Genomic DNA, 19,165 nt, shown 5'->3' on the forward strand with positions numbered 1-19,165 from the left:
AAAAGAGATTGAAAAAACAAACGCATCCAGAAATAATTAATTTAATTTTTAATGGCTAAAGTTAACGGCTATGGATTGCTTTCGGGAGCATCGTTATGGTGCGTTGAAAGTGAAGCAGCGGAGTGTCTTGTTTTGAAACAATTTCAATGTGTAATAGATTTTCTAATGCATATGGCGGGTTTAACAACAACCAACCTTTCTCCTACATTATCGGTGTTATAAAATGATGTAGGAATTTTGCCCCGGACTATCCGTACGTAATTCTGGCCCCCAATGTATTAAGTCTCTCAAATTTGGTTTGCGATAGTCTGTTGACTGTTGGCTTTCATATTTATGGAAAAACTCCCGTTATTAGAAGAATACAGGTAGCATAGTCTGCATTATTCCTACAGGCCTATTATGACGTTGTTAGTTTAACTTTTACTATTGTTAAGCTTTCTTTTTTCTAAAACACCTACTAATTCTGGTCTTTCTTCATATTCTTCTTCACTTTAAATTCAAAGTTTTCCGAAGGCGTATGGCTTTCTTTTATAAGGGTTAACATTTCTGCGGCAAGTTCAGGGTGCGCTAAGGCAACGTTGTGTTCTTCATAGGGATCATCTTCCAAGTTATACAATTCTACCGGTGTTCCTTCGTAATCGTATGCCAATTCGTAACGTACAGCTTTCCAAGGACCTTTACGCAATGCCTGGCGACCGTTCCTTTCATAAAACTCCCAATATAGGTAATTATGCGCTGGTTGTTCTTCACCTAATAATTCAGGTAAAAACGATATTCCATCCAGGCTATCCGGTGGCGGAACACCAATAATATCAGCCACTGTTGGTAAAACATCCCAAAATGCCGATATATGCTCCGACTTGCGCCCCGCAACAACTTTACCTGGCCATTTTACAATCATGGGTACACGCACTCCGCCTTCGTACAAATCACGTTTAATACCGCGTAATCCTCCCGTACTATTGAAGTATGCCGGATCGGCGCCACCCTCTTCATGCGCTCCATTATCTGATGAAAAGATAATGATGGTATTATCGGCAATCCCTAATTCATTTAATTTATCGATTATTTCACCGACTTGGTCATCGAGTAGATTCATCATAGCCGCAAAGGCTGCATGGCTTTCCTTTTGCGAGCCGTAACGACCATTTTTATAGCCTTTACCCTCATCGGTACCTTCATAGTCTAACTCGGGTAAAAATTTCCCTCTATATTTTGCTACATATTCTTCGGGAGCAAACAGTTCAGCATGAGGAATAATCGACGGGTAATACATAAAAAAAGTGGTATCCTTATGGTCTTCCAAAAACCTCATCGCCTTAGCATGAATCAGTTCTGGAGAATATTGCTTCTGGGAGTATCCGGCATTTCCATCCAGCTCTATTTTTTTGTTGTTATGCCACAAATAATAAGGGTAATAATTATGTGCCAGCGCTTGATGCAGGTAGCCAAAAAATTCATCAAAACCCTGATGGTTTGGATCTCCTTGGGAACCAGAAAAGCCAAGTCCCCACTTACCAAACATTCCCGTAACATAACCAGCATCCTTGAGTACCTCTGCCACCGTAACTTCACCCTTTGCCATTGGAAAGTCGCCTTTGTCTTTTATCCCCTTATTGCCTCTGTTATATGAATGTCCGGTATGTTTCCCGGTCATCAAACAGCCGCGCGAAGGGGCACAAACCGTACTGCCGGAATAATGGTTTACAAACCGTATTCCGTCTGCGGCCAGGCGGTCGATATTGGGCGTCACAAACTTTTTCTGCCCGTAACAGCTCAAATCTCCATAGCCCATATCATCGGCCAGGATATAAATAATATTAGGTTTCTTTTCCTTTACGTCACACGAGGTAAACAAAACACCCGCGAATAGAATCAGCAATGGGATTTTAAAATATTTCATTCTTTAAATATATAGTTTTATGCGGTAACTCATGTATCTCGTATAAAATTTGATCATCCGTCTGTATATATTCCCAATACTCCCCTTCCTGAGACAACATTGGGTCGAAAAAAAGTTATATTTTCCATTCCGCCCTTAAACCGGAGGTTATGTCTCGTTTCAGTAAAACCTTGTTTTATCCATTACCACACTGCTTTGCTCAGCATTTTTAACGCATACTTTGTTACTGCTTTCGTTCATCGCCATACTGGCCCATTCAATGTTGACCAGGAGGTACTAAGGCATATCCGGGTTAAATAAAAAAAGGGCAGTACCAGCATGCTGTAGGTATTGCATACAGGAAGTAAGCCTGATAACCTGTCATGTCTTCAACTACACATCATATTCAGGGAGCCAACTTACAATCTCTGATTGGCGCACAGCTTTATTGGCCATATGAACAGCAATCGCACTTTGATAACCATCTTCGATTCCCAGCTTTAGTTCTTCCTCGCCATTAATTGCTGCAGCGAAGTTTTTATACAATAGCCAGGTGGCGTTGTACATGAAGTTATCAGATGGGTAAACCATGTCTTTCTCCACGGGTTTGATATTACGTTTCTTGTCGTTATCGATAATTTTGATGGATGCTCCTGTAACGCTATCAATTTCTTCTTTCCAGTTCTTATCCAAGGAATCATCTTCGGGATAAATAAAGGCAGATGACATGTTGTGAGATACCACCGTGGCTTTTTTACCATATATTTTCAACTTAAATCCCTCATATTTATTGGTTGTTCCGGAATGAAATCCCACTTTGGTTCCATTGGGATAATCGAATAGCATATGTACATTGTCAAACGTATCTCTACCATCTTGCCAGTAATCTACCCCTCCGGTACCCATGACTTTAATCGGGTGGGTGCCCAATAAATTATCGATCATATTAAATTGGTGAGAACCCAGTTCGGCATTTAGGCCTCCCGAATATTCCTGATACATTCGCCAATTAATGATGCGCTCCAATTTTGATTTGTCCATTCCCTTTACCAACGATGCATCGGGTAGTTTACGTCGCCAATTGTGATTACGATCCCAAAGGGCTTCAATACGTGTTATTCTTCCAACGTAACCATTGTTAATCAGATCCCTAATGGTTTGAAACATCGGATTCAATTGATATTGATATGAGATTTGGAAAAGCTTGTTGGTGCCTTTTGCTTTTATCTTTATTTCCTGGCACTCCTGAATGCTGTACGCCAAGGCTTTTTCACACATGATATGTAAGTCACAATCCAGTGATGCCATAGCAATGGCATGATGCAAGTGAAGCGGAACAGCAATAATGACTGCATCCAATGGTTTATGCGCTAATAATTGATCATATTTCTTATAGCGTTGTACCTCATTCCCAATCCTTTTTTCTGCCGCATCCATGCGATAATCGAAAATATCGCAAATGGCAACTACCTTAAACTCCGGTACATTCCGTAATACTTCCAATATCCCATTTCCCCTATCACCAACACCGATTATTCCTATTCGCAATCTTTTACTGTCCGGGACAGGAGCCAGTTTAAATTCGCTTTTATGAGCACATGCATACAAACCAACCCCCATTGCCAAGGCAGTGGAGGTTGAAAATTTCAAAAAATCTCTTCGTTTCATGTATTATAATTTAATTTCCCAGCCGGGCTGGTACTCGCGTGCCCATAGTTCCATGGCTCGTTTATCAAGCATTTTACCTTTACTATCAATATCAAAACCACGGTTTATACGATAAGCCACATTGGCATAATGCACCATAGACATACTTACCGATGCATCGTCAATGGGTGCCGTTAATTTTTCCTTGCCTCGAATGGTATTAAAAAAATTAACAGCATGGTTGGATGAGGTAGTTCCGCCCCCCCCTAATCCAATGCCCGACTCCTTGGTTTCAGAATCAAACTGTTTAACGATTTTTCCTGCACGGTCATATACGATGTACTTATTTCTATTCACAAACACACTTCCCTCGCTACCGTAAATAATGGTACCTCTACCGCTGCCATAAGTCATAAATCCATTACGGCTTTGTCCATCCCATTTAATCGATTTATTGTTGTCGAACTTAAACGTAGCTTCCATCGAATCATACATTTCCCAGCCATCATCTTTGAAATGACCTTTCATTGCATTAACCTCTACTCTATTGGGAAATTCAACCTGCAGCGCCCACCTGGCAATGTCCATCTCATGCGTACCGTTGTTTCCGGCCTCTGCTGTTCCATAGTCCCAACCGTACCAGTGCCAGTTATAGTTCCATGTTTCGGAAGTATAAGGACGTCGGATCGCCGGCCCTTGAAACAGATCCCAATCTAATCCGCCGGGGATATCAGCCGCTTGCTGGTTGGGAACACGGCCTCTTTTATTGGTGTAAAAGGCAATCGCCCTGTATGGTTCCCCGATCAGTCCCTTGTGGATTTCTTCCATAAGGTTAATCGTATGAACCGATGAACGTTGCTGATTGCCCATTTGCACTATCTTATTGTACTTATGAGCCGCTTGAACAATCAGTTCATTTTCGTTCATATTATGGCTGCAAGGTTTCTCCACATACACGTGCTTGCCGGCTTGCATAGCCATGATAGAACCCGGAGCATGCCAATGGTCGGGTGTCAGGTTAAAAACAGCATCCACATTTTTATCTTCTAACACCTTTCGAATATCTTTTTCGAATTCCGGCTTATGGTCGATTTTCTGTGCAAATACTTCTCCGGCATTTTTCAGCTGACTCGGCATCACATCGCACAAATAACGCAGGCGAATGTTGTTCGACTGATTACTAATGGGGTCAACAAAAGCCTCCAGTCGCCTGCCCAGACCTATTACAGCCACATTTATGCGGTCGTTAGCCCCTATAATTCTTTTATAACTGGCTGCCGATAACAGGCCATTGCCAACCATCAAGCCTGCGGCTCCCAATGATGTCTTCTTAATAAATTCTCTTCGCGTATTTGCCATGACTACAATTCTTTTATTTTAATGTTTTTAAAGTATGTCTCGTCCCCGTGATCTTGCAGAAGAATCAAGCCTTTTTTCCGTTCGCCAAAATTAGGCCATACATGATACTTGCTTCCTGCCACCAGGTCGCGCCATTCCTGGTTGCCCCTGGTATACTTAACTACTAAAATTCCGTTTAGATAATGCTCCACATCATTTCCTTTAACGACCACTCTTGCCCGGTTCCAGTCATATTTGAACACCAGCTTTTTATAGGGTAAATCCGGGTTGAATTCTTGTGCATTGGCAGGTATCAGGTCGTACAACGAAGAAATCGTTCTGTTGCCATTTTTACCTTTTTTTGCATCCGGATGAAAATCATCGTCCAATATTTGAAACTCACAGCCAATGCTTGAGCCCGGCCCTTTGTTCAGCTCTGTATCCACAAAATATTTGATCCCACTGTTTCCGGCTTTCGTAAATTTAAAATCTACCTCCAGTATAAAGTTTTCATATGCTTTTGTTGTAACGATGTCTCCACCGTTTCTGGATTCACCACCTCCCGATGACTCCACCATCAGCTCCCCGTTTTTTATATCCCAGCCTTTTTGGGGGAATTCATCTAACTTAGCACCTCTCCATCCTTCATAGGTTTTGCCATCCCATAATAATTTCCAACCGGCCTTTTGTTCTTTTTCGGTTAACTGGTTGGTTAAAAAGCTAACCTGCGCAATATCCGAATTTTCGGGCGTCTTATGCGCATCCAGGTTTTTGGTGCATATAAATATGTTTTTAAATTTCACCTGCTGCCCTTTCAGTTTGTTGCCCTTAATACTGTGAACCTGCAGACCAATAAAACCAGAGGCATCCACGTCGTCAATCAAATCGGCCATGGGTACCCCGTTTACATAGGTTCTCAGATGGTTTCCGATAGCCTCGATACGATAACTGTTCCATTGTCCCTTTTTGAAAGCGGATTTTGCCTGGCTATTGTATTCCATGTTATAGAGCCACTTTCTGCGCGCTTCGTCATAAATACCTCCTGTCCAGCCTCGAGCCGTAGGGTCCATTTCCATTTGATAACCATACACCCTACCGTCCTTATAGTCCGGTGTGCTTTGGGCCCTAAACATCACTCCTGAGTTTCCTTCTCCAAATGAAGCATCAAATGTTAAAATAAAGTCGCCGTACTTTTCTTTGGTACACAAAAAGGTATTGGGCGTGCCTGGGATGTTGGTTCCCACTATTTCTCCATCAACCGCTTTAAAAGGTGCGGTGCCGTTTTTTGTTTCCCACCCCGTCAAATCTTCTCCGTTAAACAAAGCAACATAATCTTTGTGTGGTTTGTTTTTGTCGGCGTTACATACCATGACAAACATTGTCAAAAATAAGATTAACAGATACTTACTTTTTTTCATCTTATTATAATTTAAATTTTTAAATGCATTTTTTCATTTTATGGTTTACTTAAAGGGTATTCAAAGAATTCGTTAACTCATTTCGATAGAACGCTCCGGTAATATCCTTCCTGTTTGAGAAAGGCCTCTATTGGCTCGTTTCATAGGGTTAATTTTATTTGATGAATTCTACGTTCGTTAATTTAACCACCACGGCATTGGGCCATATTTTATTGTTGTATAAACGGTGTGCCCTGGCAATGGAAATCTCCAATACATTTTCATGTTGCACAAAGGTAGATTTTGGATCATTATCGGGCCAGTACTCCACCACTAAATCACTCTGCCCTACGACCGAAATTTCTGTTTTTGAGGTTGCCTTCAGGTTTTTTAGCAGGAAATTTCTGCGGAAACCTTTAAACCAGTGTTGTTGGTTTGTGATAAACACATATACTGCGTTTTCTTTTTCGTTTTGCGTAAACCATAAATCACCATCTTTAATCATACCGGGCACAGGTCTGACTTTTTTCACCGCGTTTTCGTTTACAAACATCCACAGTCCTAATTCACGCAAACGTTCTTCCTGTTCGATCGGAATTTCACCGTTAGGCTTGGGGCCGATATTCATCAAAAAGTTACCTCCCTTGGCCCTGATCTCAATGAGTTTGTTGATGATTTCAGTTCCGCTCTTGTAGGTTTCGTTGGTTGGCTTGTATTGCCATTGTGTCCCCATAGTCATGCAAGTTTCCCATGGGCCGGGCATGGGGCCATCTGGGATTTTTTGTTCAGGGGTCTGCATTTCTCCGCGAGTCACCAACACATCGGGATACTTCTCGTGTACCCACTGCACCAATGGTTTTTTACTAAAAGAATCAAAAAAGGCCATGTCAATATCTCCGTAGTTGTTGAACAACTCGTCCAGTTGCTTTTTGTCATACGCCAATAATTCCGGGTTATCGGTCACCTGGGTTCCTTTCCCTTTGCGTGAGATTATTTTACCTTGTTTATGTAAAATACTGAAATCTTCGGGAGAAAAGTAGAACCCCACCTTAAGTCCGTATTTACGCAGGGATTTTACGAGCATCCCGACAATATCTTTGCCATAAGGCGTATTCATGATGTTAAAATCGGTGGTTTTGGTATCCCACATGCAAAAACCGTTATGGTGCTTGGTGGTAAAAACAACATACTCGGCTCCGGTCACTTTAAACAGCCGGGCCCATTCGTCCGAATCAAATTTATCGGGGTAAAAGGTCTCTGGAAGCTCGTTCATATACTTATCGATATACTCTTCCGAAGCCCCAACCATGGAGTGGCTTATCACACTGCCCAATTGTGAGTCGAAACTCCAATGAATAAAAATACCGAAGCCCATATCCATAAATTTCTCTTCGAGAGCAGGCTTGTTTTTAAGCTGACTGATGGCAGGTATACATATCAAACCCAATACTATGGCTATTAAAAACTGTTTGTACTTCATCATATTCCTTCTGTTTTATTTTATTGACTAATTCATTTACACTCCCATCGGGCGTGAATAGTACACTCTCTGGCAAAGTACACCAATTACTATTCCCGGTTACTTTTCATATAAAGCTTCAATTCACCACCATTCACCATGTCGTTATGATGAATCGTATAATTTTCAATCTCTTGGTCGTTGAGTTTAATCTTATCCACATAAACATTCCCGGAACTATTGTTCATGGTTTCAATCACAAATTGTTCGCCCTGGTAGAATTCATTGTTTAAGTAGATTGTAATTTTATCAAAAATTGGGCTTCCAATCTGATATTCGGAGAATTCATCGGTTCCTCCATTCATCTGAAACAATCCTATTTTTAGCAAAACAGCCAAACTGCCCATGAGTCCCTGGTCTTCGTCGCCATTATATCCCGACGAAGGTGAAAGACCGGAAAAGGCTTTATCTACAACTTGACGAGACCAGTACTGTGTTAAATCCTGACGACCCAACTGATGAAATACAAAAGCGGTTTGAATAGAAGGTTGATTACCATAGTTGATAGGCACTCTTTTGTATTCAGGATGCAATTCCCTGTCATGTGAACTACCGGAGGTAAACCCTAGTTTTTCTGCTGTTTCAAATTGAGTATTTAATTTTTCAACGGCCTTTTCATTTCCACCCATTAGTTGGGCCAATCCCACGAGATCGTGGGGAACAAACCAGGTAGATTGTGCGCCGTTGGACTCATTGAATCCTTCTTCATATAAATAAGGATCTAACGCTCCATGCCATTTCCCGTTTACTTCTCTTGGCCGCATCCAGCCTGTTTCAATATCAAATGTATTCTTATAATTTTCAGATCTTTTTATAAAATACTGATAATCCTCTTCGTACCCAAGCTTTTTTGCCAACTGTGCCAACGTCCAGTCCTGGTAGGCATATTCCATGGTCAAACTGGCTCCATCCTGATGATAACCAAATTTTCCTTCCGGTATTGGGAAAGGCACATAGCCTTTTTCGAGATAATATTTAAATCCTCCACCCATCGAAGTTTCATGCTCATATCCTGCTTTCTCCATAATTCCGCCCGGCATATGTGTAATCTTCAGTGCCTGATAAATCTCGTCCAGATTATCTTTAACAATACCTTTTTGAATAGCACTAACAATAAATGGTGTAGATGAAGCTCCGGTCATTACATAAGTGTAATTACCACCGGATGGCCCTCTTGGAACAATTCCTCCATCTTTATAATATTGCATTAATGAATACACAAACTCTTCCATAACCTCCGGGTAAACCAATCCCCAAAGCGTGTTGAGAGTCCATTGAGCTCCCCAAAAAGCATCTGAGTTATAATGATTAAAAAGAGGCTTTCCTACCTTATCCAAAGGTAATTGTCCCACCCTAAAACTCTTACCTGTATTGTCAGGATAAGCACCATTTACATCACTTATGGTTCTGCGGCCTTGTAAGGCATGCCATAAGTCGGTGTAAAATCTTCGTTGCTGCACTTCCGTTCCTCCTTCCACCTTGATTCGACTTAGGTAGGCCTCCCACTCATCTCTGGATTCGCTTACCACCTTATCAAAGTTCCAGTGGGGTAACTCAGCCACCATGTTATTTTCCGCATTTTCAACCGAAGTATAAGAAATACCCACTTTCATGAATACTTCCTGGTTGCTATTAGAAAGAAGAACCAGGTAATTCCCTGTTTTGGCATCTTGAGTAACAGATTCTATCTCAGCATTCAGCTCAACTTTAAAAAATACTTTAGTGGGTTTAGGACGACGAATTGTTGGTGCATTAACCAATTCTCCGGACAGTTCGGTACTGCCTGTTTTTTCTAATTTCCCATCGATTATATCACATGGTCCTAATTTTCCATTCAGATTAAATAAGATAGCTGCATCTTGGTCCTCCGGAAATTGATAACGATGAAAACCAACCCGTTTGGTGCTGGTTAGCTCTACTTTAGTTTGATACCTATCCAACTCAAGATAATGATATCCGGGAGTAACCTTTTCTGTTTTATGACTGTACTTTGAATAAAAGTTCATGAAAACATTCTTTTCATTATGCTTGTTAACTGTAACCGGCATTACTGAAAGTCCTGACAGCTGCCAGGCATGAATATGACTAAACCCCTTAACGGTATCTGTTTTATAACGGTATCCACTTCCCCATGCACCTCCTACCTGCGTATCAGGACTTAGGTTTACCATTCCAAAGGGTCTGCATGCAGACGAAAAAAAGAACCAACGGGAATTTTCTGTGTCCAATAGCGGGTACACTAAATCCACAAGGTTTTTATCAGGTTTATCATTGCTTGTTTTTTGATCAGACTTTGTCCGGCAAGAGAAAATGATTAACCCGGATATAAAGAGAATAATGGCTAGATGTAATTTCATATACTACGATTTTTTTTTGTTAACATAACACTACCAGCAACACTGGCGCACTGATTTTATGGCGATTTTTTTTGTATTTTATTCGTTTAAGTTTCTCTAAAGCGTGTCTTCATTTAATTTAATTTGGTCGTGGCTGTGGAGATATAATTTTAACAACTCGTTCTTATTTAACGCAAAGTCCCTTCTAATAAGCATTAACATCACTAAATTAGTTAAAACTCCCGTTTATCAAAGGCCAATTATCATAATTTCTATCGACTTCTTTATGGTCTATGCTTTTAATTACCCACTTGTCTTTGGGTGCATTTACATCATATTCTACCCCTACACCTTGAGGAAATTGAAAATGCGTATTTAACCTATCTTTATCCGGGTTTTTATCCACAACTGCCTTTAATATTTGCGCTGCGTTGCTATCTTCAAATACCGTCATGAGTCCAATATTTCGGGTTGAATACACGACAACATACAAGTCCGTGCCCAACTCATATATCGACCAATTTTCTTTTTCTTCGATTGGATGTAAACCTTCGGGTACGGATACCGGACCTGCCGCACAGGCAAAATGGCGATATACCCCGGTATTGTTCCATTCCATAAAGTCAGTTCCCGGTCCCGACAGATGAAATACATCCTTTAGTTTTGTTGCATCATCATCCACAAACAGTGTAATAGGGCGTGCAATAATTTGCGATTTTTTGCCGCGGTTAACGCCGCCTGCCGAAAGCAGATAGTTGTTGCCGGCCGAGTAAATCTCGGGACTGGCCATTTTGCCATGCCCTAAGGTAATAAAATAACCGTTGTTTTTATTTAAAACTAAGCTGGCCGCCCTATCTGCCGGTCTGTATGGCATGCAAGCACCCATCAATGCATGTGCCATCGCCCGGCCAATTCGGAAATCAGTTTTCGAATCAGGCAAAAAACTCATCCACGCTTTAAAAAATACAGAGTGATAATCGGTGGTCAGTTCATGCCATTGGGCTCTTTCATACCTTCTGCGCATGGGCGGGAAATGTTGATAATGGTAACTTCCCACGGCATAACAGAAATTCATATAATCCAACACGGCTCTGGCTTCCTTACGTATTTGATCAGAGGCATATGCCTCCAGGTTTAGCAAGGCAGTTATGGTATATCCCACGTAGGGCATGGAATTAAATTCATATAACCCTTTGGTTTTCATCTCTTGCAGTACTTCCATCAACTTAGCCTCCATGCCATTTTGCACATTGTTATAATACGAATCGTTATTTCCATGCATGGCCAACCACCTGTTTTTAAGGTAGCGAGAACCCTCTGTCATTAAAATATGGTTTTCGGTTTCAGGGTAGAGACCTAATGTTCCGGGTGCAGTGGTGCGGAACTTGTTACCGTCTTCTACCAGCAATACATGGAGTAAATAATCCAGCGTCCCGGGATACAGCATATCTTGCTTATCGCCAAATTGCCAAAGAATGGTTGTTAAAACGGTGCAGGTAAAATCATAATCTCCCCGTTTATTCAGTGCCCATGAAGAACCGGATACGCCCCATGGTTTCATCCCCATTAACAGCTGGTTGGTTTCCTTTAATTGTTTTTGGCGATGGAAACGGGCCAACAATATACGTGGATTATTGACTTTACTGCCTTCTTTGCCATATTTGATGGTTTTATCCGCCCAAACCGCGGTAACTGAATCATAAAAAACCGATTTATTCTTCCATATTATTGTTCGGCTGTATGGTACCTGGATTTTACCAGGCTTTAACTCTTTGCGATAACATAGGGTACAGCTGTAAAAAGCACTGACAACAACGACTGTACACACACTTAAAACCATCCCAATAATTCTTCTCATCTAAATTTTATCCTGGATTTATTGCAATCTAAAAACAAACATATTACATCAGTTTAATCATATTATCCTCAATGGATTTCATCATCTCCTCGGTAGGAAAACCATTATTGGGGCGTCGCTTAGCCGGATCGTACCACCCTTTCCATTTTGGATTTTTATCCGCATTCAGGCTTCTTTTATAAATCGTATCCAAATGATCCCGGGCCTCTTCGAGAAGTGTCAAAACCGCTTTTAAGTGCACTTTGTCGCCATGCGATTCAAACTCCTTTTTTTGCCTGGCCATTTGATGCAGACAATTTTCGAAGGTCAACAAATCGTCGTACAAACGCAAAGGCAACTGGATATAATCATGGTAGAATGTTTCATCGTGGTTTATGTGTTCAGCCCCTTCGTCCGCTATTAAACAAGCTTGTTTTATTACCTCCATTCTTTTTTCAACATGCTCGTAATCTGTTTCCACCACTTCGTAGTTGTGGGGGATGGAAGGTTTTCCGGGACGTTCGATGGGTGAATTACTTAAGTAAGCTATGGCCTCCCTCACTTCCCAAAGGTGCAATACATAACCAGTACGGTTAAATTGCGCTTCATGAAGTTTTTTCATGGCCCTAACCGCAAAACCAGAAGCCGTTTTGCCAAAATATCTTGCTGCCCACTCCTGGTAGAACTTTTCTCCGTCGAAAGCTTGGCGATTATTTGCTATTTCGGAAAAAGCCTCGATATTTAGCAAGAATGGCCTAAATTGCTGACCGTTCACCACACAATACTTGTTGGCTCCATAATCATCTATAAAGCCTGTCAATACGCTATCAATTTTTTCAGGATACGGATCGTGAACGGTATGGTTAAGCCAATAACCGGCATGCATATAAGTTCCGAAATCATAACCTTTTGTATGCTTTGGTAAATACTTAAATCCTCCCCATCCATCATCTGACCAAACAACAATCCAGTCTTTTGGCGGATTAAAACCTTCGTTAAACATTTGCATTCCGTCGGAGTAGCATACAGCCACTTTTTTGGCTTCAGGTTTATATTCATCTATTAGTTTCCCCAGTTCAGCATATACTTGGTTAAACACCTCAATTTTATCCTCACCGCACGAACTTTTGTATTCCCAATCCCACACCTGGTTTCGGGGGCGTAAAAGGAAAATATCAGCTTTAGCAAGCGGTGTTTCTTCAAAATAGTAGCGCCAAGCATCCAGCCACTTTTCTTTATGGTTCTTCCAACAATCGGCTTTTTGCTGGTCCATGGGTTTAATTTTATATCCAAGTGCCAAATCAATCTGTACCATCATTCCCATATCGTGGGCATAATTGATTAAACTATCAATATAAGAGATGCGAATATCGTAGTCGGGTCGTACTTTTTTATATTCGGCACGAAGGAAAAACTCCGGCCTGCCCAGCATGTCAAACAGATGAATTGCGTTGTATTTAAGACGCACTAGCGACTGGATCATCTGGGTATAGGATTCCCAATCGTATTCGAGCAATGGTTCTTTCAGGTTTGCCAGCTCATCCACATCATTCTCGAAGTAACATAAGATTGGAATTTCGGGAGGGGTAATTGTTTTGTCCTGGATTAAAAACGGGTTAAAATCTGTCTGCTTTAACGGTTCTTTCCCTGTCCAGTATTCATAAGGGTCAACTTCTAAAACATCTTTGCAATAATCGTAAACAGCATATTGCATGCCCTGAACATCCGATCCTGCCAGCACGATGGCCTGCCGACCCATTGTCAACTTGGTCTTTGCCCATATCCCCCCCCTCTTTCCCGGGTAGATGTCGGATAAATGAATACTATTAACCCCAGCCAAACTATCCACTAGGTAGTTGGAAGCATTTGTACCTACGATATAAAACACGCCTTTTTTGGGGAGCACTTCTCCAGCCTTTAAAATCGTAACCGACTGTCCGCTGACCCTTGTTAAATCGCCATGTAAATGCTTAATGGTAGATACTTCAGGGACCGTTGCTTTATCTCCCTGAATAATATAATATTTTGGAGGTGTATTCGTACACGCACTTAAGGTAAATAGGATCACCCAAAGCCACAAAATTTTTAATGGTATTAATATCTTTTTCATGCTATAAGTTCACTTTTATTTAACGGACAGAAGGAAGATGATAAGCCAATTTTTTATATAGGGTTTGGCCCTACAGTTGAGCCACCGGACACATGACTACATATGCCCGGCTCAACTACTCTATACTAACTATTTAAACACAAAACACTTAATATTTAGGGTTTTGTTCCATTGTACCTGGAGAAAGCTCTAATTCTCTGGTTGGGATTGGCCTTAACAAATGCTTGGTAGCATCAAAATCACCATGGTCTGCTACATGCGGGTTATACATGTTTATACTTACTTCTAGTTTACCCATACGTTTTAAGGTGGCCCAACGGTTGGTTTCTCCTGCTAATTCTAAAGCTCGTTCTACCAGGATAGTATCTAAGTCTACAGAACCATAATGATCAGTTTCTCCTGTAGCACGCTCTCTAACTCTATTTATATGAAATAAGGCCTGAGTTGTATTATTAGCCCCCAAAAATGCTTCGGCAGCAATTAGATGTGTTTCTGCCACTCTAAAAATAAAGGCATCTCGTGCGCCTCCGTTTTCATCATCAAACACCTCATCATCAAACTTTTTCATAATTGGAAAGTTTACAAAAAACGGACTTGCGGAGAATTGATAGTTAACTCCTGGTATATCATCAGGCTTTCCATACAAATACTGGTCTGGTTGATATACCCAATACCTGTTTAATTTGTCACTAAGCTCCTCTGTATCGAGTGTGTTTTTTGGGAAATATACAACTGTATCTCCCGGTACAATAACATCATCTACCCATTCTGCTGCTTCGTCGGCATAAAGCACACGGTGTATGGTTGCATCTTCACGCGTATCATTATCTGCAAATAAACTATAAAAATACGGTGTCATCATTAAGCCATCACCTTGCTTACCATATTGGTTTGTACGGCTAATTCCTGCTATATCCTGTATGCCATACATAAATAAACCATGCTTGTTATTATTTCTGTCTTCTGAGAATTCATTATTCTCCCAATGCGCCGCAAATAGAATTTCAGGATTTACCTGGTTATTGTAATCGAACACTTCAGCAAAAGTTTGGCTTCTAATATCGTAAGAACCTATCGCCTGGACAGCTAAATCAGCTGCTGTTTGAAAATCGGAACCCGAACCATAACTTTTATAAGCACGGGTTAAGTACACTTCAGACAAAAGGTGTTGTGCAGCCCTTTTTGAGAAACGCCCTACTTCCGGATCGTCTACAAGATCTGGTATAGCGGCTTGCAGCTCATTAATAATTAAAGAAAAGGTTTCTTCTTCTGTAGAACGCGTATAATCGTTACGTATGCTTAAAGGTTCTTCAAGTTCTATTGCCACACCACCGTATTGTACAACCAAATTATAATATGCCAATGCTCTTAAAGCACGTGCCTGAGCAATACCATAAACTTTAGCCTCAAGGTTGATATCACTCCAACTAATTTGATTATTATAACGATTGATCGCTGTACTAGCTTTTGCTATCACATTATAGTTACTACTCCAAACACCATTGGTTGTAGGTGCAACAATATTATTATAGTCGTTTAAGGGGCTATATGAAGATATTTCACTTTTTGTTGTAAATAAATCTGTTCCTGCAAATTTATAGCCGTGATTCCTGTATACTTCTCTTGTGGCTGTATAAACTCCAACTACTAATTGATCGGCATTATCTTCAGTAATAAAGTTTTCACTCGTTACATCTGAATAAAAATCTTCTTGTATAAAATCATCACAGGCATTAAACAGCATTGAAACAATGAGCAATGCTAGAATTGGTATTATGTTTTTATATATTTTCATCTCCTTATAATTTTAAATTTTTCAACATTATTCGATGGAACTCCCCTGTCATATTTTTCTGCTGAATAAGCAATACTTATGGCTCGTTTCATCTTTCATTTATTTAAAAATTAGAACGATAACTCTACTCCGAATAATACTGTTTTCATCATATAGCCTGCGTTATAGGTGTTTCCCATACCGGTTTCAGGATCAGGTCCGGCATAATCGGTAAACGTAAATGGATTTTGAATATCTAAGGTTACCCTTAGGCTCGACATTTTTAGCTTATCCAACAAAGCTTGTGAAGCATTATAACCTAAACCGATGTTTCCTATTTTAACAAAATCGTAGTCGGTATAATAGTTATTTCCTGTACTTGCATAATGAGCTGCCGGGTATTTGGCATCCTGATTATTAGGCGTCCAATAATCTAAATCTACCTTATTAAACTTTGCTCTATCGTTTTGCCATGGGGCAAAGTTGTTATAAAATTCTGAATGACCGTATGCTCCCTGCCTGGTATACATTTGCACACTTAAATCGAAATTTTTATACATAAAAGTATTGGTCATACCACCAATCCAATCGGGAGAAATAGATCCAATTACTTTTTTATCTTCTTCATTTAAAGCACCATCGTCATTAAGATCGGCATATTTCCATTGCCCTGGATAACTATTGTAGCTATGCGCCTCTTCAGCCTCATCCAACTGCCAAATACCAACAATTTCGTAATTATAAATAGCATCTACTGCTTCCCCTATTTGGCGTACGCCATGGTTCCCATAAGGAATTTTATCTAAATCACCATCAAGCTCCAATATTTCGTTTTTGTTTCGAGCATAGTTTAAGCTGGTAGTCCACTTAAAGTCCTCAGTTTGTAAATTGGTCGTGTTCAGGGTGATTTCCACACCTTTATTTCTCACTGAACCATAATTACCAACGGCCGCACTAAATCCTGTTATAGCCGATAAGGATTTTCCTAAAATGGCATCCACGGTTTTCTTATTATAGACTTCTAACCCTAAACGTATTCTATTTTTCAGCACACCTAAATCCACCCCTATGTTGAACTCTTTGGAGCGTTCCCACGTCAAATCATAGTTGGCCAACCCGGCTACTTGTACACCATTCACATGGCTGTCTCCAAAAGGATAGTCTGCTCCATTTAAAAACGCTAAAGATTGATACGGGCTTACCGGGCTGTCATTACCTGATTCTCCATAACTGAAGCGGAATTTAAGGTTGTTTAGCCAATATATATCTTGTAAAAAAGTCTCTTCGCCAGCTCGCCAGGCAAACGCCACAGATGGGAAGAATGCCCACTCATGACCGGCAGCTAATTTAGATGACCCATCATATCGACCTGTAAAAGTAAATAGGTATTTTTCATATATATTATAGTTTAATCTACCGGCAAATGAGGCTAAGGTTTCTTTTTCATAGGCCGTTGCATAATTTCGCACATCTAATCCGGCAGCTGTGTTGTAGTATTGATACACATCCGTATCAAAATTTCTGGTTTCAATCATGCTACCTTCATCTTGTCTGTAATACACAGAAGAGATTAAGGTGGCTTTTAAATTGTGTCCATCAGCCACATCAAAATTAAAATCTGCAATATTGTCCCAAGTGTAAGACGTATTAAAAAACGTATCATAATACGCACGTGTGCGAGACTCTTCATTTCTTGCTGATTTTGTTAACAATCCGAATTGCTGTCCATGGCGGGAAGTTCGTATATTCGGTGCAAATTGTGTTTTAAAACTTAACCACTTTGCGGGTTTATAGTTTAAAAATACATTGGCAATCACATCCAATGTTCTTGTATTGTTTAACCATGCATCTTCGTACGCTTCATAATAAGGATTTAAGAAACGTCCATCCTGATCGTCAGGGAACAAAATAAGGTTTCCTTCAGGGTCACGTGGATTTACCGTAGGTGCTAAACGTAATGTGCTACGAAACAACTCATTACTTCCTGTTTCGCGCTCTGATAATGACAAGTAAGATTTTAAACCTACCGAAAACTGATCCGATACCTTTTTGGTAATGGAAGCACTCAAATTGTAACGTTCATATTTTTGATTACCCATGATACCTTCGTTACTTAAGTATCCGATAGACCCATTATATATTAGCCCTTTGCTTCCTCCAGACAATCCTAAAGAATGACTGGTTTGAATCCCTGTTTCTATGTAGTCATCCTGCCAATCGGTATAACGACGGTTGGCCACATTGTCCACTTCTTCATTTGACGATCTGAATTCGCCTGAAAAATCTACAGGAAGTGTATTATAATCTTCAACAGTTGGATAATATGGTGTATTAAAATCAAATAGCCCTTGCCAATTCCTACTTCTTATTACATCTTCAACAAAAGCAACATACTCGTCTCCATTAAACATATCCGGTTTATTGGCTACTGAGTTTACACCAACAGTACCCTCGTACGTAAACCTTGTTTTTCCTTCAACACCGTTTTTAGTAGTAATTAATACCACCCCATTCGCACCTCTTGCTCCATAGATTGCTGTAGCCGACGCATCTTTTAAGATATCCATTTGCTGAATATCCGAAGGGTTCAAAATGTTAATATCTTCAAAGAAAACACCATCCACCACATATAATGGTTTAGAAAGGTCGGCAGCTAAGTCATCGCTTAATCCATCACGCGTTTCATTCGTGTTTTGAATAACCGTATTACCTCTGATATCAATTGACATTGGAGCGCCTGGTTTATTGTTACTGGTTTTTACATCAACACCGGCAACTCGCCCCTGCATAGCTTGACCAATATCAGTTTTCTTTTGTTCTGTTAAATTTTTCGTGCTTAAAGAAGCCACAGCCCCGGTTAAATCTGTTCTTTTTACAGATCCATATCCAATGGCCACTACTTCATCAAGGCTTTGCATAGAAGATAATAGTGTAACGTTAATTGTCGTTTGATTACCAACTGCTATTTCCTGGCTCTCAAATCCAATAAAAGAGAAAACAATAATTGACGATTTGTTCGGTACGTTCAATGAATACCTTCCATCGGATCCGGTAATGGTTCCTGTGGATGTTCCCTTGATAGCGATGGTAACACCCGGTATTGATTCGTTTGTATCACTGACAACTTTTCCGGTTATATTAATTTGCTGGGCAAATATTGAGGTCCAACTGACTAATAATACCAGCGTGATAAAAATTTTTGGTAAATGTTTCATAGATTTTAGATTTATATTCATAATAACTTGGATTTAACCCGCAATATGCATTAGAAATTCTATTACCCTTTGAAATTACTTTAAACCAAGACACTTCGTTGCATCACTTC

At 40.3% G+C, this 19,165-nt stretch carries 10 protein-coding genes; all 10 read right to left on the bottom strand.

The genetic code is table 11. The annotated features are described in order from the left end of the window. Positions 1–457: 457 nt before the first annotated feature. The 10 genes from ACRD64_RS16915 to ACRD64_RS16960 all read right to left on the bottom strand — a co-directional run bounded on the left by ACRD64_RS16915 (position 458) and on the right by ACRD64_RS16960 (position 19,055). Positions 458–1,903 carry an arylsulfatase gene (locus tag ACRD64_RS16915; protein ID WP_430934637.1) on the bottom strand — a complete coding sequence of 482 codons (1,446 nt, stop codon included), beginning with the start codon at positions 1,901–1,903 and terminating at the stop codon, positions 458–460. A gap of 372 nt (positions 1,904–2,275) precedes the next feature. After that, positions 2,276–3,550 (bottom strand): Gfo/Idh/MocA family oxidoreductase, encoded by a 1,275-nt coding sequence (locus ACRD64_RS16920; RefSeq protein ID WP_430934638.1) that lies wholly within the window; start codon positions 3,548–3,550, stop codon positions 2,276–2,278. A gap of 3 nt (positions 3,551–3,553) precedes the next feature. After that, complete coding sequence (locus ACRD64_RS16925; RefSeq protein ID WP_430934639.1) at positions 3,554–4,888, bottom strand: Gfo/Idh/MocA family protein; 1,335 nt, start codon at positions 4,886–4,888, stop codon at positions 3,554–3,556. Between the two features lie 2 nt (positions 4,889–4,890). Continuing rightward, the gene (locus ACRD64_RS16930) at positions 4,891–6,285 is read right to left on the bottom strand and encodes a 3-keto-disaccharide hydrolase (RefSeq protein ID WP_430934640.1); all 1,395 of its coding nucleotides are present in this window, start codon (positions 6,283–6,285) and stop codon (positions 4,891–4,893) included. A 154-nt stretch (positions 6,286–6,439) separates the two neighbouring features. Then, positions 6,440–7,747, bottom strand: a complete 1,308-nt coding sequence (locus tag ACRD64_RS16935; protein WP_430934641.1) for an alpha-L-fucosidase — start codon at positions 7,745–7,747, stop codon at positions 6,440–6,442. An 86-nt stretch (positions 7,748–7,833) separates the two neighbouring features. Next, on the bottom strand, positions 7,834–10,140 hold the full coding sequence (locus ACRD64_RS16940; protein ID WP_430934642.1) for a GH92 family glycosyl hydrolase: 2,307 nt from the start codon (positions 10,138–10,140) through the stop codon (positions 7,834–7,836). 208 nt (positions 10,141–10,348) lie between these two features. Next, a complete protein-coding gene (locus ACRD64_RS16945; RefSeq protein ID WP_430934643.1) occupies positions 10,349–11,977 on the bottom strand; it encodes a hypothetical protein in 1,629 nt (542 codons plus the stop codon). 43 nt (positions 11,978–12,020) lie between these two features. Then, a complete protein-coding gene (locus ACRD64_RS16950; RefSeq protein ID WP_430934644.1) occupies positions 12,021–14,066 on the bottom strand; it encodes a glycosyl hydrolase 115 family protein in 2,046 nt (681 codons plus the stop codon). A 148-nt stretch (positions 14,067–14,214) separates the two neighbouring features. Further along, a complete protein-coding gene (locus tag ACRD64_RS16955) occupies positions 14,215–15,861 on the bottom strand; it encodes a RagB/SusD family nutrient uptake outer membrane protein (RefSeq protein WP_430934645.1) in 1,647 nt (548 codons plus the stop codon). A gap of 110 nt (positions 15,862–15,971) precedes the next feature. Continuing rightward, positions 15,972–19,055: a SusC/RagA family TonB-linked outer membrane protein gene (locus ACRD64_RS16960; protein WP_430934646.1), complete on the bottom strand. Its 3,084-nt coding sequence runs from the start codon at positions 19,053–19,055 to the stop codon at positions 15,972–15,974. Positions 19,056–19,165 lie beyond the last annotated feature (110 nt).

This window comes from Saccharicrinis sp. 156, assembly GCF_050589685.1.
Classification (GTDB): domain Bacteria; phylum Bacteroidota; class Bacteroidia; order Bacteroidales; family Marinilabiliaceae; genus Saccharicrinis.